General features: G+C 57.6%; 19 protein-coding genes and 3 pseudogenes. All 22 read right to left on the bottom strand.

The window, feature by feature from the left end; translation table 11 throughout:
* Nucleotides 1-2: 2 nt before the first annotated feature.
* Entirely contained in the window at nucleotides 3-500 is a 498-nt protein-coding gene (locus OMP40_RS26105) for a flagellar basal body-associated FliL family protein (RefSeq protein ID WP_277535752.1), read from the bottom strand.
* Entirely contained in the window at nucleotides 497-730 is a 234-nt protein-coding gene (locus tag OMP40_RS26100; RefSeq protein ID WP_277535751.1) for a flagellar FlbD family protein, read from the bottom strand. Before OMP40_RS26100 ends, OMP40_RS26105 begins: the two co-directional genes overlap by 4 nt.
* Nucleotides 731-817: 87 nt before the next feature.
* Nucleotides 818-1,642 carry a flagellar basal body rod protein FlgG gene (flgG, locus tag OMP40_RS26095; protein ID WP_277535750.1) on the bottom strand — a complete coding sequence of 275 codons (825 nt, stop codon included), beginning with the start codon at nucleotides 1,640-1,642 and terminating at the stop codon, nucleotides 818-820.
* 98 nt (nucleotides 1,643-1,740) lie between these two features.
* Complete coding sequence (locus OMP40_RS26090) at nucleotides 1,741-2,142, bottom strand: TIGR02530 family flagellar biosynthesis protein (RefSeq protein WP_277535749.1); 402 nt, start codon at nucleotides 2,140-2,142, stop codon at nucleotides 1,741-1,743.
* Nucleotides 2,135-2,587, bottom strand: a complete 453-nt coding sequence (gene flgD, locus OMP40_RS26085; RefSeq protein ID WP_277535748.1) for a flagellar hook assembly protein FlgD — start codon at nucleotides 2,585-2,587, stop codon at nucleotides 2,135-2,137. The genes OMP40_RS26090 and flgD overlap by 8 nt, the downstream gene beginning before the upstream one ends.
* Nucleotides 2,588-2,614: 27 nt before the next feature.
* Complete coding sequence (locus tag OMP40_RS26080; protein ID WP_277535747.1) at nucleotides 2,615-4,021, bottom strand: flagellar hook-length control protein FliK; 1,407 nt, start codon at nucleotides 4,019-4,021, stop codon at nucleotides 2,615-2,617.
* Nucleotides 4,022-4,068: 47 nt separating this feature from the next.
* Nucleotides 4,069-4,971: a MotE family protein gene (locus OMP40_RS26075; RefSeq protein ID WP_277535746.1), complete on the bottom strand. Its 903-nt coding sequence runs from the start codon at nucleotides 4,969-4,971 to the stop codon at nucleotides 4,069-4,071.
* A 40-nt stretch (nucleotides 4,972-5,011) separates the two neighbouring features.
* A complete protein-coding gene (locus OMP40_RS26070; protein WP_277535745.1) occupies nucleotides 5,012-5,227 on the bottom strand; it encodes a flagellar FliJ family protein in 216 nt (71 codons plus the stop codon).
* Nucleotides 5,228-5,465: 238 nt separating this feature from the next.
* Nucleotides 5,466-6,782, bottom strand: coding sequence for a flagellar protein export ATPase FliI (gene fliI, locus OMP40_RS26065; RefSeq protein WP_277535744.1), 1,317 nt, complete (start codon nucleotides 6,780-6,782; stop codon nucleotides 5,466-5,468).
* A complete protein-coding gene (locus OMP40_RS26060; RefSeq protein ID WP_277535743.1) occupies nucleotides 6,772-7,605 on the bottom strand; it encodes a FliH/SctL family protein in 834 nt (277 codons plus the stop codon). The genes fliI and OMP40_RS26060 overlap by 11 nt, the downstream gene beginning before the upstream one ends.
* A complete protein-coding gene (gene fliG, locus OMP40_RS26055; RefSeq protein WP_090117389.1) occupies nucleotides 7,598-8,614 on the bottom strand; it encodes a flagellar motor switch protein FliG in 1,017 nt (338 codons plus the stop codon). Before fliG ends, OMP40_RS26060 begins: the two co-directional genes overlap by 8 nt.
* An 11-nt stretch (nucleotides 8,615-8,625) precedes the next feature.
* Complete coding sequence (gene fliF / locus OMP40_RS26050) at nucleotides 8,626-10,206, bottom strand: flagellar basal-body MS-ring/collar protein FliF (RefSeq protein WP_277535742.1); 1,581 nt, start codon at nucleotides 10,204-10,206, stop codon at nucleotides 8,626-8,628.
* A gap of 44 nt (nucleotides 10,207-10,250) precedes the next feature.
* Nucleotides 10,251-10,565, bottom strand: coding sequence for a flagellar hook-basal body complex protein FliE (gene fliE, locus OMP40_RS26045; RefSeq protein ID WP_277535739.1), 315 nt, complete (start codon nucleotides 10,563-10,565; stop codon nucleotides 10,251-10,253).
* A 59-nt stretch (nucleotides 10,566-10,624) separates the two neighbouring features.
* Entirely contained in the window at nucleotides 10,625-11,074 is a 450-nt protein-coding gene (gene flgC / locus OMP40_RS26040) for a flagellar basal body rod protein FlgC (protein WP_277535737.1), read from the bottom strand.
* 46 nt (nucleotides 11,075-11,120) lie between these two features.
* Entirely contained in the window at nucleotides 11,121-11,528 is a 408-nt protein-coding gene (gene flgB, locus OMP40_RS26035; RefSeq protein WP_277535736.1) for a flagellar basal body rod protein FlgB, read from the bottom strand.
* A 238-nt stretch (nucleotides 11,529-11,766) separates the two neighbouring features.
* Nucleotides 11,767-12,533, bottom strand: a pseudogene (gene codY, locus OMP40_RS26030) (GTP-sensing pleiotropic transcriptional regulator CodY).
* A 35-nt stretch (nucleotides 12,534-12,568) separates the two neighbouring features.
* The gene (gene hslU / locus OMP40_RS26025; RefSeq protein WP_277535734.1) at nucleotides 12,569-13,963 is read right to left on the bottom strand and encodes an ATP-dependent protease ATPase subunit HslU; all 1,395 of its coding nucleotides are present in this window, start codon (nucleotides 13,961-13,963) and stop codon (nucleotides 12,569-12,571) included.
* A 23-nt stretch (nucleotides 13,964-13,986) separates the two neighbouring features.
* Nucleotides 13,987-14,530: pseudogene (hslV, locus tag OMP40_RS26020) on the bottom strand (ATP-dependent protease subunit HslV).
* Between the two features lie 140 nt (nucleotides 14,531-14,670).
* A pseudogene (gene trmFO / locus OMP40_RS26015) lies at nucleotides 14,671-15,969 on the bottom strand (FADH(2)-oxidizing methylenetetrahydrofolate--tRNA-(uracil(54)-C(5))-methyltransferase TrmFO); the annotation flags it as partial.
* 112 nt (nucleotides 15,970-16,081) lie between these two features.
* Entirely contained in the window at nucleotides 16,082-18,178 is a 2,097-nt protein-coding gene (gene topA / locus OMP40_RS26010; protein WP_277535733.1) for a type I DNA topoisomerase, read from the bottom strand.
* A 79-nt stretch (nucleotides 18,179-18,257) separates the two neighbouring features.
* Nucleotides 18,258-18,620 (bottom strand): DprA-like winged helix domain-containing protein, encoded by a 363-nt coding sequence (locus tag OMP40_RS26005; RefSeq protein WP_277538032.1) that lies wholly within the window; start codon nucleotides 18,618-18,620, stop codon nucleotides 18,258-18,260.
* The gene (locus OMP40_RS26000; protein ID WP_277535730.1) at nucleotides 18,514-19,380 is read right to left on the bottom strand and encodes a DNA-processing protein DprA; all 867 of its coding nucleotides are present in this window, start codon (nucleotides 19,378-19,380) and stop codon (nucleotides 18,514-18,516) included. The genes OMP40_RS26005 and OMP40_RS26000 overlap by 107 nt, the downstream gene beginning before the upstream one ends.
* Nucleotides 19,381-19,423: the final 43 nt, after the last annotated feature.

Here is a 19,423-nt window from a genome sequence, read left to right as displayed (position 1 = left end):
CCCTATCCGGCGCGACTCAAAGCTCTTGCATTAAAAAAGTTCGTAATTCCGATCTTGACGACGTTGCCTTTGGTGAGTACCGGATTGATCTCGTTGAGCAGCTCCGCTACCAGCTCGTCCTTGCCCTTCGTGCCCTGCATGTCGTCCGGCGTCGTATTCCAGAGCGCGCGATTGATGATGGGCTTAATGACGCTTTCTTTGATCTCGTCGAACTCAACTTTCGCTTTGGCGTTTTCTAGTTGAAAGGTGAAGCCGAAGATGACGATGTAGTTCGTGTCGGACAGATTCGTTTTTATATCGTTTAAATCGGATGTGACCTTGCTCCGTTCTTCCGCGGAGAGCGCTTCGGCCTCTACGTGCTTCACGCTATCCTGCACAGCCGTCGCCGTGTCTACGGCTTCTTTCTTGCCGTAGAAGGTTTTCCAGGAATAGAGCCCGGCGATTACGATCAACGTGATCGCCAGAAGCAGAGATACAAGCCAAGGCAACATTTTTTTCATGAAGAAGCTCCCTCCGTTTGCGTATCGGACGGACTCGTGAGCGCAGCCATGATGCCAATGCTTCGCAGATAATGGCGAATGGAGCGGATCACATCCGAACTATTTTCGACGACGATGTATTTTTTGCCGGTCGTCAGCGTGACCAGCGTATCAGGCGTCTGCTCGATCGATTCGATCAGCAGCGCATTGATGAAAAATTGCGAGCCGTTAAGCCGCGTTACGGCGATCATGGGAATCCCTCCGTGATTGGGGAGGGATTCCCCCCTCCCGCGGTGATTCTAGCCTTGCGTAAATTCAGCTCGATTCGGATACTACGATTAGCGCTTCAGGTTGACGACTTCTTCGAGGATCGAGTCGGAGGTCGTGATGATGCGGGAGTTCGCCTGGAAGCCGCGCTGCGCGACGATCATCTCCGTGAATTCGCTCGTCAGGTCGACGTTGGACATTTCAAGCTGGCCGGCAACGATCGTGCCCGTGCCGCGTTCCGCGTCCTGCGCGGCTCCGAGGTTCAGCTCGCCTTCCGGATTCGCATTCGGCGTGACGCGGTACAGATTGCCGCCGATCTTTTCAAGACCGCTCGGGTTTACGACCTTTGCGACGCCGATCTGAATGCCGGTATCCGTCTGATTGCCGTCCTGGTCGATCGAGACGATGCTTCCGTTTTGAGAGATAGAGAACGAGGTTACGCCTTCATCCAGGGTGATCGGAGCGTCTCCGTCGGCGGATACGACGAACATCCCGTCGCCGTTGACCAATTGTCGGTTCGCATCGAGCGTGAAGTTGCCGGCGCGCGTCAGGTAGGTGGCATCGGAGTCGCCGCTCGGCTTAACCGCGAAAAATCCGTCGCCGTCGATACGCAGGTCGGTCGGCACGTTCGTAGTCATCGCGCTGCCGGCCGTATGCACGTTGTCGATCGAAGCGACCGATACGCCCAGACCGATCTGCTTGGCGTTAACGCCGCCCGACGTTCCCTCGACCGGCGACGTGACGCCCGACATCGACTGGCTCAAAATGTCCTTGAACATAACGCGGCCCGCCTTGAAGCCGACCGTATTGACATTGGCGATATTGTTGCCGATAACGTCGAGCTTGGTTTGGAATCCCCGCATGCCGGATACGCCCGAATACATGGAACGCAACATTAATATTCACTCTCCATTTAAGTTTCCTTCGCAGACGAACCGCTTCCTTCATTCCACGGTTCAGGCCTCCTCGGGAGGTCCGGCCCTTATCTGCCTGGCTATTTGACGAAGACGGCGCTATCGATGTTGGTGAATACGTGCTGCTGCATCGACTTGTCGTCCATGGCCGTTACGACGGTGCGGCTCGGCACGTTGACGATCATCGCCACGTTCCGGTAAAGCACAAGCGAGTCCTTGGCGCCCTTCGCGGATGCTTGATCCAAGGCCGATGCGATCGCGCTAAGCTGTTCGGGACCGAGCTCGATGCCCCGCTGGGATAGTCGCTGCTCGGCATGATGGCTGAATTTCAGCGATTCCGCGGCAAGCATCGTTTTAAAAGCATTGCCGTCATGCGACTTCGTTTCTTCCGTATTCCGCAACCTTTGAGGCGTTGCGGCCGTCAATGGTACGATAGCTCTTCCTGGATGCCCGGCGTTCAGACCGGACAGCGGATCATTCACCGGATTCCGCCTCGCCCTCCTGCGCGGCGATGGTCACGGACGTCAAGTCCTTGATCGCCACTTCGTCTTTGCCGATAACGGCGAACTGGTCTCCGTTTTTCATTTTGATCGAATCGACAATGCCCGATTTGGTTACCGTCGCGCCGTTATTCGTCGCGCCGAGCCATTCGACCTGCTTGCCGATCAGACTGGAGGCGAGCGCCGCGGACTGGCTCAGGCTATGCAGCTCGGTGGCCATGTTCATCGTTTGTTCGAGCGAGGAGAAGGTCGCCATTTGCGCAATAAAATCCTTGTCCTGCATCGGCTGCATCGGGTCTTGGTTCTGAAGCTGGGTCAGCAGGATTTTCATAAACTGATCCTTGCCAAGCTCGGCTCCGGCGCCGGTCGGTTCCGTCTTATTGAAGGTCGAATAGTTCGACCACACCGTTTTTGAGATCGTCGCCATCGTGTTGGGTCACCTCCCTGGTTCGCGTTAAGCCTTGACGTTAAGGGAACCGCCGAAGCCCGCTTCTCTTAAAGTAGCGGAACGTTCAAGCTCTTCTTCGAAATCCTCCAAGGTCTGCGCGCCGTCCGTCGAGCGCTTCGCTTCGCCCTCGCCCTGGGATTGTTGTCTTCGTTGCTCCTGGTTCATGAACGAAGGGCTGTCCGCGGCGGTCTGCGGCTGTTGTTGAACGACCTCGACGCGATCGACCTGGATGCCTTGATTCTGAAGCGAGCCTCTTAGCTGGGCCATTTGGTTTTCGAGCAATTCCTTGGCCGCTTCGTTGTGCGCAACGAATTGTGCGTTCAGAACCCCGTTCTGAATCGTCAGGCGAATCTGGACTTCGCCCAAATGCTCCGGACGCAGGTTGATGTTCGCTTCGGAGATGCCGTTACCGCTTGTCAGCTTAAATTGCTTGACGAGAAACTTGTCCATCTGTTCCGCGAACTGGCTGGCCGGCACCGTAACCTGCGGCTGCTGCTTCGCGCCGATACCTCCATCCGGTTTAACGCCGGCATCCGAGGCGATTTGCTGCCAATTAAGAGCGACCGGTTGTTGCTCCGCTTCTGCGGCTGCATCTGCGATCGCGGCTTGTTCGGCGGAGACGGCTTCGCCTTGCGCCGACGAAGCATGCAGGTTCCAATACACGACCGGTTCTTTGAACACCGGGAAGGATCGCTTGACTTCCGTATGCGAGACGGCAGCCTCGACGCTTTTCGCGTCCGGCTCGGCGGTTTGGACGGCGGTCGATCCTTGCGTCGTTCCGGCAGTCTTGCGGTCGGTTTTGATCGTCGAAGGACCCGGCTGTTCCGTTTGCAGGACCTGCCGTATTCCCGTCACGGCTTCGGCTGCCGCGGCAGTCGACAATTGACCGCTCTGCATCATCGACCTCAGCGACTGAATGACGTCGCGTAGCGCAGGCACGATGATCGAAGCTTGAACTTGCTCGGCCAACGGCGCGTTCGCCGCGACTCCGCCTTGCGAATCATCCGACACGGCGCTCCCCATGGCGGCTTGTCCCGCATTTTGTTGCAGCAGCGCTTGGAGGCTGGCAAGCAGTTCCGCCATTTTTTGAAGCAGCGAATCGGATGGCTGTGCCTCCTGCTCAACCTGGGCCAGCTTGTCCTCCAACCCGTTCAGCAACTCGGAGAGCTCTTTTTGACCAGCCGCCGTCTCTTCGCCATTCGAGTCTGCAGGCGTTGCGCCGAGCACGGCAGTCAACATGCCGAGCAATCCGGCCATCGGATTGGATGCGGCATTTCCCGCACTGCCGGTCGTTTCGGCCGCATCGATCTTTTGCACCAGCACGCCTTGAAAAAGGCCGGCAGCGGCTGCGTTTTTGGACGCGCCGGCCCCTCCCCCCGTTCGCGGTCGCAGTGGCGTTCGTGGATTGAACATTCATTGTTTTCACCTCCCTTCGAAGACAATCGGTGTGCGCGCTTCGCTTAAGGATTCGCCGGCACGAGCTTGCCCACCAGTTGAGCGGTCTTTTCCGCATCCTTCTTCGACATCGCCGCGAGCACGCCGGACCTGGCGGTATTGTCCATCCCGCTCAAGATTCGCAGCGTCTTCGTTTGCTCGCTGCTTGCCATCTTGAGCAGGAGATCCGCGGCGCTGGCCGCGTCCATCGAAGAAAACGTGCTTGCGAGCGCCGCGCTGTCAAGCGAACTCGATGCGGTCTTCGTTTGGCTTTCCAGTTGTTTGACTCGCGCCTGCAGCGCCGCGATCTGCTGGTTGGCGACCCCGTCGGAATCTTTCAGACGCATCGTAATGTCCGCGGCTACCGCCGGCGTCATCTTTTCGAGTATGCGGCCTCTGGAAGCGTCGTTCATCGCGCCCATCACGAGCGCCGCCTCTTCTGCCGTCAAACTTTCCATGATCGGCGCCGCCTTGCCCGGCGTCATCTTGCCGTACATATCCGCGAGCGAACGAATCTTGGCCTGGTAGGCGTCCACGTTGATTTGATGATCGCCGGCCTGCTTGTCGAGCGCGGCGATTTTTTCCTGAAGGTCCGCGATCGTCTTTTGCTGCGAGACGCTTTTGGCGTCCGCGGCCTTCAACGCGGCGTCGCGCTGGGTCAAAAGCGCCTGCAGCTCGGACAGCTTCGACCGCGCTTCGCTCACCGACTCGACCTCCGATTGCTGCGCGGGATCCTCGGCGATTTTTACGTCGGGCACGAGCGAATCGATGACCGGTATTTGATTGCCGATCTTCTGCGCCTTTTCTCTCAGGGACGGATTGAAGATGATGAGAAGCACTAGCAGCAGAATCGCCGTAAAAACGATCGGCGTTATAAAAAAAGAGAAAACGTTCAAAGCCGGAATAGCCGCTTTTTTCCGCGCTGGCATCCGCCACGGCCTCCCCCCTCCATTCACAAAGCTGACTAAGTTACCTTCTGGCCGAAGCTCTTCGCAGCGCAATCTCGTCCAGTTCGTTCTGCTCGCGAATGAGCGCTTCCTGACGGTACTTTTGCAGCGATTTGGAGCGTGCGTTCTGCCATACCTTCTCGTCCACCATCTTGTCGGTGAGGAAGACCTGACGCTGCTGGACATGCTCTTCGGCCGCGCGCACGCCTTGTCTTTGTTGCCTGATCCTGTCGTCCAAAAAAAGAGATGTAATCCTGCAGCAGGTGAAGCTCCGCGAGCGCCGTCGGCTTGGACGAGCGTTCGGTCAATTCCCGTTCGTAAGCGCCGCGCTCTTGGCGAAGCTGATCCAGCTGTTCTTCTTCGCTTCTGAGGCGTCCCAGCGACGCGGCATACTCCCATTCCGCCATCGACTTCTCGCTTCCCTTAAGATCAACGATCTTTTGCAATGGATATCGGAATCGCAAGAACATTCAGCCTCATCTCTTGTAGAAGTCAATGACCAACCGTTCCTGCGCCTGCTGCAGCGTCAGCTTTTCCGTCGTTCGCTGTTTGCAGTAATCGTTGATGGCTTCGATAAATTGAATGGCTTTGTCGATCTGCGGGTTCGTTCCCCGCTGGTAAGCGCCGATATTGATCAGGTCCTCCGAATCGCGGTAGACCGATAACAAACGTTTTAATTGTTCGGCGGCCTCCTGCTGTTCGCTTGCGACGATATCCTTCATGACGCGGCTGATGCTGGCCAGCACGTCGATGGCCGGGAAGTGGCCTTTGTGCGCCAAATGCCTGCTCAATACGATATGGCCGTCCAAAATGCCGCGTACGGCGTCCGCGATCGGTTCGTTCATATCGTCGCCGTCCACCAGAACGGTATAAAACGCGGTAATCGATCCGGCCGGTCCCGTCCCCGCCCTTTCGAGCAGCTTGGGCAGCGCCGCGAAAACCGAAGGCGTATATCCGCGCGTCGCCGGCGGCTCGCCGATGGCGAGTCCGACCTCGCGGAGCGCCATCGCGTATCGCGTGACCGAATCCATCATCATCATGACGTTCATGCCGCGGTCCCGGAAGTATTCCGCGATCGACGTCGCGATGAGCGCGCCTTTGATCCGGATCAGCGCCGGTTGATCGGACGTCGCCACGATGACGACCGACCTCGCGAGCCCTTCAGGCCCGAGATCGCGCTCGATGAATTCGAGCACCTCCCGCCCTCGCTCGCCGATCAAGGCGATGACGTTGACGTCCGCGGACGTGTTGCGCGCGATCATGCCGAGCAGCGTGCTCTTGCCGACGCCCGACCCTGCGAAGATGCCCATCCGCTGCCCTTGACCGACGGTCAGAAGCCCGTCGATGCAGCGCACGCCCGTACCCAGCGGATCGGTCACGCGCGGACGCTTGAGCGGATTGCTCGGTACGCTTTGCGTCGAGTACCTCGGCATTCGTGCCGGCAGTCTGCCGCCATCCAGCGGCCTTCCGAGTCCGTCCAGCACTTGTCCGAGCAGTTCGGATCCGACTTGCACGGTGAGCGGCCTGCCGGTCGCGACGACGTCGCAGCCAGGTCCGATCGCCTGAAGTTCGCCGAGCGGCATGAGCAGCACCCGGTTGTCGCGAAAGCCGACGACCTCGGCTTCGATCGGCGAACCGCCTCGCACCGGGTAGATCAGGCAGACCTCGCCGATCGCGGCATCCGGCCCTTCGGATTCTACGGTGAGGCCGATGATCTGCGCCACCTTTCCGTTCACGCGAACCGGATCGATATGCTTAAGCGCTTCTGCGTATTTCCCGAGATCAAGCGCCATCGGGCGTCGCCCCTTCGTCGGAAGAATGAGCCGCGATCTGCAGCAGTTCCTCGCGAATCGTCTCCAGCTGCGTATCGACTCTCGCATCGATGCTGCCGTATGCCGATCGGATCACGCAGCCTCCGCTTTTTACCGTCGGGTCCGGAACGATCTGGAGCTCCGCTTGCGAATCGACGGCCAGCGCAAGCTCATCTTTGGCCGCTTCGACGAATTCGAACTGATCCGGCGCCACGCATAGCGTGATCGTCCCTTGCTCCTTGCGCCGCGACAATGCTTGCTTCATTAGGTCCAAAGCCATCTCCGGCGCGCGTTCCAACGCGCCGCGCACGATTTTTCCGGCGATGTCGCAGCTTAGTTCGACGACGAACCGTTCGGCTTCGGCGATGATTCTCGCCTTGGCTTCGTAAGCCTGGGACACGACGCGCTGCGCTTCCTGCATCATGTGTTCCAACCTGGCCAGCGTCTGATGCTCGGCTTGCTCGGCACCGCTCGCGAAGCCTTCCTCATAGCCTCTGCGCTTCGCCTCGTCGACGAACGCCGCATCTTCGGTACGACGCCCCTCCCACCATGCGGTAGCTTCCGCTTCGGCTTCGGTCTGGATTCGGCTCGCTTGCTCGGACGCATCCTGCAGAATGATCTTCGCCGTCTCCTCGGCATCGGCCAATATCCGGTCCTTTAACTGAAGCGTCTCTTCGTCAACCGCTCCCGCATCGTCCGCATCGACGCCGCCCGTCTTCATCGCGTGAGAGACGAATCGAATTTGCTCCAGACGCTTCAGCTCTTCGACGGAAACGACATGCGAGGATTTGATCAGGTTAGACAATGATATCGTCTCCTCCGCCGCGAGCGATGATGATCTCGCCGGACTCCTCGAGTCTGCGGATCGTCGCTACGATGCGCGTCTGCGCTTCCTCGACGTCGCGCAAGCGGACGGGACCCATATATTCCATCTCTTCGCGGAATGTCTCGGCCATACGCTTCGACATGTTGCGGAAAATCGCGTCACGCACTTCTTCGCTCGCAACCTTGAGCGCCAGCTGCAGATCGGGGCTTTCGACGTCGCGAATGATCCGTTGGATCGAACGATTGTCGAGATTGACGATATCCTCGAACACGAACATCCGTTTCTTGATCTCTTCGGCCAGCTCCGGGTCCTGAATCTCAAGCGAATCGAGGATGGTGCGCTCCGTACCGCGGTCTACGCCGTTCAAAATCTGAACGATCGCTTCGATGCCGCCGGCATTCGTGTAGTCCTGGGTGACGGTCGACGACAGCTTCTGTTCGAGCACCCGCTCCACCTGTGCGATGACATCCGGCGAAGTACTGTCCATCAGCGCGATTCTTCGCGCGACATCGGCTTGCTTTTCGGTCGGCAGGGAGGACAGAACCGCCGACGATTGCTCGGGCGCAAGGTAAGAGAGCACGAGCGCGATCGTTTGCGAATTTTCGTTTTGAATAAAATTCAAAATTTGCGTCGGCTCCGCCTTGCGCGCGAAGTCGAAAGGCCTGACCTGAAGCGTCGCCGTCAGACGATTCAGGATGTCGTTCGCCTTTTGAGATCCGAGCGCCTTCTCCAGAATCTCTTTGGCGTAGGTGATGCCGCCCTGCGTCAAATATTCCTGCGCTACGCATATTTGATGAAACTCGCTGAGAATCGATTCTTTCTCGATATGATCGACTTTGCGGACGTTGGCGATTTCGAGCGTGAGCTGCTCGATCTCTTCCTCCCGGAGGTGCTTGAAAACTTGAGCCGACACTTCGGGACCGAGCGTGATGAGCAGAATCGCCGCCTTTTGCCGCCCGCTGAGCTGCGTTTGCGTTCCTTTAGCCATGTATGCCACCTCTATTCATCCACCAGCCATGTGCGCAAAAGATTGACGAATTCGTCGGGCTTGCGCTTCGCGAGCCCTTCAAGCTGCTTGCGAACCTGGCTCTCGTTCGTGACGCTCTCGATGTCGATCGTAGGCAGCTCCGCGCGCGGGGCGTCGAGCAGCTCTTGCGCCGCCGCCTCGGCTTCCCTTGCGTTTTTGCGTCTGCGGTATACGAGATACCCGGCACCGCCCAGCAGTGCCAACGCCGCGACGCCGATGCCCGCCAGCCAGAGCGACGAAGCGGATACGCCACCGCTTCCGGCCGCGTCGTCCGAGAATGCCTGAGAGACGACCGACACCCGATTCGCAAGGTCTGCGTCGGACAGCGATTGTCCGGAATCGGCCAGCAAAATTCGCACGTTGTTGCGGAGCATCTGCTCGAGCTGCGTCTGCTTCTCCGGCGTCATGACCGTCGAATCTACGGCTACGCTGATCGCAAGATCCTTGACCTGGTAAGGCGCGTAGGCGATGTTCGTCGTTTCGCGGCTCGGCTCGTAGTTCGTCGTGCTGCTAGCGGTCTCGGAGCTCGCCGTGCCGGTAGTGCCGCCCGACGGATAATTCGGCACGTCGGTAGACCCTGTGCCCGCGACGCCGCCGGCCGTGCCCGTGCCGCCTGTCGTCGATTCGGTTTGCGTCTGCTCGCTGATGACGATGCCTTTGTTGTCGTTGTTATCGAGCGGCTTGACCAGGTTGAGCTGCGTGGATCTCTGATCGAAGTTCAAAGTCGATACGACGCTGACGACGAAGTTGTCCATGCCGACCGTCTTGGCCAATATCGACTGAATGTTCGTCTTTACGCCGCTCTCGTATTGCTTCTGAATCGCGAACTGCTCGTCGAGGGCGCTGCCCCCGACCGCTCCCGTCCCGCCCAGCTTGGCGGACGGCGCGAGATCTCCCGTCGTGCTGGTGATGGTGATGCCTTCGTACTCGAGGTTCGGCACCGAAGTCTTCACCAGCTTGTAGTAGCTGTCGATCTCTTCCTGCTTCGGCCGATAGCCTGGCTTGAAGGTGATTTGCACGGATGCCGTGGCCAGCTCCTTGTCCGAATCGTTCAGGAATACGGACTCCTCGGGCAGATTGACAAGCACCTTCGCTTTCTTTACGCCCTGCATGCCTTGGAGCAGCTGCTGCACCTCGCCGTTCAACGCATTGCGATATTTCACTTTGAACTCCTGATCGGTCGTCCCGATCGTCGAGGAGGACTTGCTAAGTTCGTCGAACCCGATGCTGCCGTTCTGCACGAGACCTTGAGAGCCGACGTCCACTTTGACCTTGTCGGCCGCCGCGCTCGGAACGGAGATGCTCGTGCCGCCGTCGCCAAGCTTGTAAGGAATGCCGCTGCCGTTCAAATATTCCATGATGGCCGCGGCGTCGCCGCTGTCGAGATCCTGAAAGGCCAGCTCGTACTGCGTGCGCGTAAGCAGATATGAAATGAAGATGATAAAAATCAGGATAAATGCCGCGGAAGAAGCTAAAATCCATTTTTGCTTTTTGCTGTACTGATTCCAAAAGCCGATCGTTCTATCTCTCAAGCGGGCCCATCTTTCGTTCACAATTTCACCTCATCTGCGGACTTTGGATGCTCGTCTTACCCAAGTTACATCTGCATCCGCATGACTTCTTGGTAGGCCTCGACCACTTTATTGCGAACCTGGGCGGTCATCTCGAGACTGAGTTCGGCTTTGGTGGAGGCGATCATCACGTCGCTCACGTCCGCATTGCCCACAATAAACTGATCGGTCACGGCATGCGAATTTTCTTCTTGGGCGGCGACGCTGTCGACGGCCTTTTTCAGAAAGTCCGCAAAGCTTGCCGTCGCCTCGGAAGGCGTCGTACCGGCCTGCGCATTTTGAAGAGGAGACATTGAGGCGGCCGAGATGCCGGAAGCGCCCAAAAGATTATTAATAATCATGATTCAATCCATCCTCGCGTGGGTAATGATGTTTAAGTGAACCGGGTTACATACATAATTTAAGTGTTTTTGCCGATTTCAAGCGTTTTGGAAAACATCGATTTGCTTGCGTTGAGGGCCGTGACGCTGGCTTCGTAGGAACGCGTGGCCGAGATCATATCGACCATCTCCTTAAGCACGTCGACGTTTGGCATGCTGACCATGCCGTTCACGTCGGCGTCCGGATGCGTGGGATTGTAGACTTGCTTGAACGGCGTCTGATCGTCGGTGATCGCAGTCACTTTCACCCCTTGGGCGCCCGTAGCGTCCAACTTGTCGTTCAATAAGTTCTGGAATGTGGTATCGACAGGCGCGACCTCTACCATTTTGCGTCTGTAGGGAACGAACTTGCCGTCGACGTAGGAGGCGCGCGTCGTCTCCGCGTTCGCGATGTTCGACGAGATGACGTCCATGCGCAGCCTTTGCGCGGTTAAGGCGGAAGCGCTGATATCGAAGCTTCCCAAAATCATTAATGCCCCTCCTCGAGTGGGTCTTTTGTCGAATTATGGCGTAAATTTATTTGCCCATGCCAACGCGCATCATTTTGACGTCATGATTCAGCTGTTGAATATATAAGGAATATCGCAGTTGATTTTCGGCAAGTTTCGTCATCTCGCTGTCGATATCTACGTTGTTGCCGCTGTTGTTGAAGACCGTCGTCTTGTCCGACGTCACTTTGGCGTCGGGGAGCGATCCCGAAGCGCCGATCGCGATATGTCGTTGATCCGTCCGCTTTCCGATCAGTGCGGATTGCCCGCTGTCATTCATCGCCTGGCTCAGCAGTTGCTCGAATTGAACGTCCGACCTTTTAAAATTAGGCGTATCGACATTGGCCACATTGTTTTGCAGAACGCTCTGCCTTAACGAAGCCGCATGCAATGCGCCCTCAAGCCGCTGGTAGCTCACGCCGCTCAGCAAATCCATGTCTCTACCCCCTTTTATTAGAATTCTGTCACTTCTCTAATAATAACTTCGTCCTATAAATCCAAATTCCTCTTTTTTTTCGACAAAGTCTTCACCGGGAGTGGAAAAAAGTCGATATATAGGAGATTAAAAAAATTCTAAAGATATCATCTATTAGCGGGCCTAATATGACAATAAGAAAAAAGCCCTAATCTTCAAAATGAAGATTAAGGCAAAAATCGCTTTAATTTTGGAATAATCAGGATTTTCTGGACGCCAATTCTGGCAGCAGCTTGGGGTTCATGATTCGAATGTAAGTCCCCTTCATGCCGAGCGACCGCGTCTCGATGACGCCCGCGCTTTCGAGCTTACGCAGCGCGTTTACGATGACCGAGCGCGTGATGCCTGCCCGATCCGCGACCTTGGAAGCGACGAGAAGCCCTTCTTTTCCCTCTAATTCCTCGAAAATATGGTCGACTGCCTCCAATTCGCTAAACGATAAGGAGCTGACCGCGATCGCGACCACCGTCTTGCTGCGGGATTCAAGTTCGGCTTCCTCGGCACGTTCCCTTAAGATTTCCATGCCGATTATCGTCGAACCGTACTCCGCGAGGATGAGGTGATCGTCGCCGAAATGGCCGCCTTCGCGGGCAAGGACTATAGTCCCTAATCGGTCTCCCCCCCAATAATTGGTACAATTGTCACATGCGTGCCCGCGAAAGCGACGTCTACCGGCGCCAGTTGCGCTTGGACGTCTACGTCTACCGCCGTCGCTTCGATTCGAAGCAGACGCGCGTTCGTCTCGTTCGGGAAGCGGTACTCTTCCTGCCCTTCCGGCTTCAGCATCCAATCCTGAAAATGGGATGGCAAAGCCGCACCCAAAATTTTACCGCGCCTGCTGACGACGAACACGCCGCCCGTAAGCGTTCCCCGCAAGCCTTCCGCCATCTCGCGAAAGCTAAGCGATTTTCCCGCGGCCTTCTGCAGCAGCGCGTTGAGCGAGCGGGTTTTTTCCAACAGCGTCATGACGGCTTCCTCCTGCCTGACTTAAACACCGGCTTTTACAATATATACTGGCTTAAATCGCGATTGCTCGCAATCGTGCCGAGCTTTTCCCTCACGTATTCGGGCGTAATCTCCAGCCGTTCGAGCTGAAGCTCGGGCGCCTCGAAAGACAAATCTTCCAGAAGCTTTTCCAAAAGGGTATGGAGCCGTCGCGCGCCGATATTTTCGGTGTTGCGGTTCACTTCCTGCGCCATGTTGGCCAGCTCCGCGATCGCCTCGCCCGTGAACACGACCTCGATGCCTTCGGTACGCAGCAAAGCCGCGTATTGCTTCGTCAACGCGTTTTCCGGCTCCGTCAAGATCCGGACAAAGTCTTCGTCCGTCAGACTGCTCAGCTCGACGCGAATCGGAAAGCGGCCTTGAAGCTCCGGAATCAAATCCGACGGCTTCGCAACATGAAAGGCGCCTGCGGCGATAAACAAAATGTAATCCGTCTTCACGGGACCGTACTTGGTGACGACGGTCGAGCCTTCCACGATGGGCAAAATATCGCGTTGAACGCCCTCGCGGGATACGTCGGGTCCTTGTCCGCGTCCGTTGCTGGCAATTTTGTCGATCTCGTCGAGAAAAATGATGCCGGATTGCTCGGCTCGCCGGATCGACTCGGAGACGACCTCGTCCATGTCGATCAACTTGCCCGCTTCTTCCTGCACGAGCAGCTTGCGGGCATCCCGGACGGGCAGCTTGCGCTTTTTGCGTTTTTTGGGCATGAACTGACTCAACATTTCCTGCATGTTCTGGCCCATTTGCTCCTGGCCGGGGCCGGAAAACAAATCCATCATCGAAGGCGTCTGGTCTTCGACTTCGACCTCGACAAGCTCGTTTTCCAGCTTGCCGCCTTCAAGCTTGTTCAGCAGATCGGCGCGCTTGGAGACCAGATCGGGATCAACGGGATCGGGTTCTTCTGCCTGGACGTTCGAATTGCCGCCGAATAGCATTTCCAGCGGATTGCGCTGCGACTTCGCCTTGGCCGGAGAAGGCGCGAGCAAGGCGGCCAGCCGTTCGTTGGCAGCGCGGACGGCCTTGTCCTTGACCTTTTCCGTTCGCTCCTCTTTCACCATGCGGATCGAAGTTTCAAGGAGATCCCGAATCATCGATTCCACATCGCGCCCTACGTAGCCGACTTCCGTAAACTTGGTCGCTTCGAGTTTAATGAAAGGCGCATGCACGAGCTTCGCAAGCCTGCGCGCGATTTCCGTCTTGCCGACGCCTGTGGGCCCGATCATCAAAATGTTTTTGGGCACGACTTCGTCCCGAAGCTCGTCCGGGAGCCTGCTGCGGCGATACCGGTTGCGCAGCGCTACGGCCACCGAACGCTTGGCGGGCTTTTGACCGACGATATATTTGTCCAGTTCGGCCACGATCTGCCGCGGGGTAAGTTGATCGTTCATCGCTATCCCTCCACTTATCCGATTCAAATCTCTTCGACGACGAGATTGTCGTTCGTGAATACGCAAATTTCGGAAGCGATCTGCAAAGCGTTTCTTGCGATCTCCGCGGCCGTCAGCTGCGGCGCGTGACGCTTCAGCGCCCGGGCCGCGGAAAGGGCGAAACTGCCGCCGGAGCCGATCGCAAGAATCCCGTCGTCGGGCTCGATCACTTCGCCGTTACCGGACAGGAGCAGCATGCCCGTGGCGTCGACGACGAGCAGCATTGCCTCAAGGCGGCGCAGCACGCGATCCGAACGCCAGTCCTTGGCGAGTTCCACGGCCGCCCGCTGCAGGTTGCCATGATGCTCCTCCAGCTTGCCTTCGAACTTTTCGAACAACGTAATCGCGTCAGCGACCGAGCCGGCAAATCCGGCCAGCACCTGGCCGCGGTAAAGCCGGCGCACCTTTTTTGGCAGAAGCTTTCATTACCATGCTATTGCCGAACGTGACCTGGCCGTCCCCAGCGATCGCGCCTTTTCCGTTGTGCCTGACGGCGCAGATCGTCGTTGCGTGAAAAGCTGCGTCCATGCTAATTCCTCCCTCTCTTATCTAGCCAAAGCGTAAACCGCACGAATCGGACACGGACTATAAAATAGAAAACGATAGGTTTTGCGCCAAAGAAGCGGCCAGCTCGTCGCACGCTGCCGCCGCCTCGACTGCCTATAGCTCTAAGAGCCGACTAACCGCGATTCCTCGGCGAACGCATGAACCGCCTCAAGCGCGCGCTGCGCGATCGCTTCGTTTTTCTCCTTCTTGCTCTTCACCTTCCTGCCAAGCGGCGGGAACAAGCCGAAGTTCGCGTTCATAGGCTGGAAATGGCGAAAATCCGCCGTCGTAATATAATGCGCCATGCTGCCAAGCGTCGTGTGCTCCGGGAGCGTCAGCGGCTCCAAACCTCGCGCGAGTCTGCCCGCGTTCAACCCGGCGATCAAGCCGGACGCCGCCGATTCGACATACCCCTCTACGCCTGTCATTTGCCCTGCGAAAAAGAGCGTCTCTCTTTCGCGATATTGATACGTTGGCTTAAGCAGCTTCGGAGAATTAATGAACGTATTCCGATGCATGACGCCATAACGGACGAATTCTGCGTTTTCGAGTCCGGGAATCAAGGAGAACACGCGCTTCTGTTCGCCCCACTTAAGGTGGGTCTGGAAGCCGACGAGGTTGTACAGCGTACCGGCGGCGTTATCCTGCCGCAGCTGAATGACGGCGTGCGGCAGCTTGCCCGTCCGGGGATCGACAAGACCTACCGGCTTCATCGGCCCGAAAAGCACGGTCTGTTTGCCGCGGCCTGCCATAACTTCGATCGGCATGCAGCCCTCGAAGTACATTTCCTTCTCGAAGTCCTTGATTTCGGCCGTCTCGGCAGTCGTGAGCGCTTCGTGAAACGCGTCGAATTGCTCCTCCGTCATCGGACAGTTCAAATAAGCGGCTTCGCCTTTGTCGTACCGCGAAGCCAGAAATACTTTTTCCATATCGATCGAGTCTTTCTCGACGATCGGCGCCGCCGCGTCGTAGAAATAAAAGTATTCTTCGCCGAACAAGTCCTTGATCTGCGCGGACAGCTCCGGAGAAGTCAACGGACCGGTCGCGATAACGACAATTCCGTCCCGCGGAATCGAGGACAGCTCTTCGTTGACGACGGTGACGAGCGGATGCTCGCGCAACCGGCTCGTCACTTCGCCGGAGAAGCCTTCGCGGTCGACTGCAAGGGCGCCGCCAGCAGGCACGGCATGGCGATCTGCGGCCGATAAGATTAGCGATTGCAGCAGTCTCATTTCTTCTTTAAGTACCCCGACCGCATTGGTCAGGCCGTTGGCTCTTAAGCTATTGCTGCATACGAGTTCGGCGAACCTGTCGGTATGGTGCGCCGGCGTCTTGCGAACGGGCCTCATCTCGTACAGCTTGACCGGGACGCCTTGGGAAGCGATCTGCCATGCCGCTTCGCTGCCTGCAAGTCCCGCCCCCCACCACCGTCACGACTGGATAAGAATTCACGATCAGTTACCTCCTGCCCTGCAAATGCATTCGGCTCTCGCGACCGGCAAGACGCGCTTGCGATCTGGAGAGCCGCCTTTTCTAGTCGAGCGCTTCTTCGAGTTCGGCCGCTTCCTCATGGTGGGTACATGCGGTGCAGTGCCATTCCGTCTGGCCCCGCACGCGTTTTTCCACCATCATGCCTCCGCAATCGGGACAAGGTTTAGGTACCGGTTTATCCCAAGAGACGAAGTCGCATTCCGGATATTTATCGCAGCCGTAAAACATGCGTCCTTTTTTGCTGCGCCGCTCGACGACTTGCCCGCTCTTGCACTTCGGGCACGTGACGCCGGTCGCCTTGACGATCGGCTTCGTATTGCGGCATTCGGGAAACCCCGAGCAAGCGAGAAACTTGCCGAATCTGCCCATCTTGTAAACCATCTGGCTGCCGCATTTTTCGCAAATCTCGTCGGAAGGCTCGTCTTTGATTTCGATTTCCTTCATTTCTTCCTCGGCCACTTCAAGCCGCTTCTCGAACGACTTGTAAAACTCGCCGATGACGTCGACCCAATCTTCCTTGCCGTCCTCGACGTGGTCGAGGTCGCCTTCCATATGCGCCGTGAACTCCGCATCCAAAATCTCCGGAAAAAACTCCTCCATGAGCTGAATGACGAGCTCGCCGAGCTCGGTCGGAAAAAACTTTTTTTCCTCGATGGCCACATAATTGCGCTTTTGGATCGTCTCCAACGTCGGTGCGTACGTGCTCGGCCGGCCGATGCCGAGCTCCTCGAGCGCTCGAACCAGCCGCGCTTCGGTATACCGCGGAGGCGGCTGCGTAAAATGCTGCTTGGGCTCGACGGACTCGGTGAGTACCTTGTCTCCGGTCGTCAGGGCGGGCAGCAGCCGTTCTTCGTCGGTCGTGTCGTCATCGTTGCCTTCGACGTAGACCTTCATGAATCCGGCGAACTTCAACTTGGAGCCCGCGGCGCGGAACGTCGCTTCTCCGTTCACCAGGTCCACCGTCATCGTATCGAGCACGGCGGAAGACATCTGACTGGCGACGAAGCGCTCCCATACGAGCTTGTACAGCCGGAGCTGATCGCGCGACAGAAACGATTTGACTTCTTCGGGCGTGCGCAGCACCGAGGTCGGCCGAATCGCCTCATGCGCGTCTTGCGCGTTGGCGTTCTTCTTTAAGTAGACGCGCGGCGTTTCGGGATAGAAGCTCGCGCCGTATTTGGCCACGATGAACTCCTTGGCTTCCTCCTGCGCGATCGGCGAGATACGCGTCGAGTCCGTACGCATGTACGTGATAAGACCGACAGTGCCCTCTACGCCGAGATCGACGCCTTCGTACAGCTGCTGAGCGACCTGCATCGTCTTGGAGGCGCGGAAGTTCAGCTTCCGCGCGGCCTCCTGCTGCAAGGAACTCGTAATAAACGGCGGCGAAGGGTTGCGCTGTCTTTCCTTTTCCTTGATCTCGCCCACGGTAAAGGGATTGTTGCCGATTTTCTCCAGTACCTTGTTGACGTCTGCTTCCGTGTGCAGTTCGCTTTTGTCGCCGGACAGCGAATGGAACTTGGCTTCGAACGCCGACGCTCCCTGCTTCAAGTGTGCGGTGATGCTCCAGTATTCGACGGGCTCGAAAACTTTAATCTCGTTTTCCCGGTCCATGATCAGCTTCACCGCAACGGATTGAACGCGGCCAGCGCTCAATCCCTTCTTCACCTTTTTCCAAAGAAGCGGGCTGATCTTGTAGCCGACCAGACGATCGAGCACGCGCCGGGCTTGCTGGGCGTTCACGAGATCCATGTTGATCGGGCGGGGCGTCTTGAAGGCGTCCTTGACCGCCTGCTTCGTTATTTCATTAAATACGACGCGGCAAGCGTCCTTTTCGTTCAACTCCAAATAATGGGCGAGATGCCATGCGATCGCTTCGCCTTCGCGATCGGGGTCGGCCGCGAGATAGACGCGCTTGACCCTTTTGCTGGCGTCCTTCAGCTCTTTGAGGACGCTCCCCTTGCCTCTGATCGTAATATACTTCGGTTGAAAATCGTTTTCCACTTCCACGCCGATCTGGCTTTTCGGTAAATCGCGGATGTGCCCCATGGATGCCTTGACGATGTACTTGCTGCCTAAGTACTTGCCGATCGTCTTGGCCTTGGCCGGGGATTCTACGATGACGAGTGAATCCGCCACGTCAAAACCTCCTCTCCTACGGTCAACGGGCCCTTGGCCGGACCGTCGCCCGCTGGAAATGGGGGATCGACGGGACGGCTCATAGGGCTATATATACGGAACCGGGCTGCTGGTGTATTCGTTGCTTTATTTGTAAAGATATCAGAACCGCGTGTAAAAGTCCAAACGTGAGGCCGCTGCGATGACTTAATTCTTCCGCCGAAGCCGGCCCGTCGGACAGCAAGCGGTATATTCGCGCCTCCTGTTCCGTAAGCTCGGGCTCGCTGTACGAAGGCATTTCGGGTATTCGAACGCCGTTTAGATAGCGCCGATACTGCTTGATCACATCCTCCGCGTCAAGCACTTGGGCAGCCGCTCCGTCGCGCAGCAGTTCGAGCGTGCCTCGGCTGCGAGGCGAATTGATCGGACCGGGCACCGCAAAAACGTCGCGATTTTCCTTGATCGCTTCGTTCGCCGTGAGCAAGGCCCCGCTGCGCGATGCCGCTTCCACGACGACGACCCCCCAGCGACAATCCCGCGATAATTCGATTGCGCATCGGGAACATGCCGGGATGGATCGGGACATCCGGCGGCGTCATGGAGACGATCAGACCTTCTTCTGCGATTCGTCTGTAAAGCATGCGATTTTCCGGCGGGTAGACCACGTCGGCCGGCGATCCAAGCACCGCTACCGTCCCGCCGGCGCCGCGAAGCGCGCCGGCGTGGGCGGCGGCATCGATTCCCTTTGCCATCCCGCTCGTCACCGCGAGTCCCGCATGGCTGAAAGCGTCGGATAAAGTCTCGGCCGCGCGCTTGCCGTAAATCGTCGCTTGTCGCGTGCCGACGACGGCGACCTGCGGTCTAGCAAGCAATTCCAATCGTCCAATATAATAGAGCACCCAGGGCGGTCTGTAAATATGCCGAAGCAATTCGGGATAATCCGGATCCATCTCCGTCACGATGGACAGTCCGGTTTTCTCCCACCTGGCGCGGCGCCGCTCCATCCGGCGGCTGTCCAGGCTGGCGACGATCGCCTCCGCTCGGCGGGCGGATAGCCCTAATTCCCGCCACTCGCCCGGCCTGCGCAAAGCGGCGTCCTTCAATCCGTCCTTTGCCAAAATCGTGTTGATCGTTTCCCAGCCGACGCCTTCCGTCTCATGGAGCGCCGCCAGCGTGTCGCGCATCTGATCGAGCAATCCGGACACACCCTTTCCGCTTTTCAAAAAAAACAAACAGCCCTCCACGCTCCGACCGGAGCGCGGAAGG

The sequence above is a fragment of the Cohnella rhizosphaerae genome, from assembly GCF_029525575.1.
Taxonomy (GTDB): domain Bacteria; phylum Bacillota; class Bacilli; order Paenibacillales; family Paenibacillaceae; genus Cohnella; species Cohnella rhizosphaerae.
This window is presented reverse-complemented; position numbering and strand designations above follow the sequence as displayed.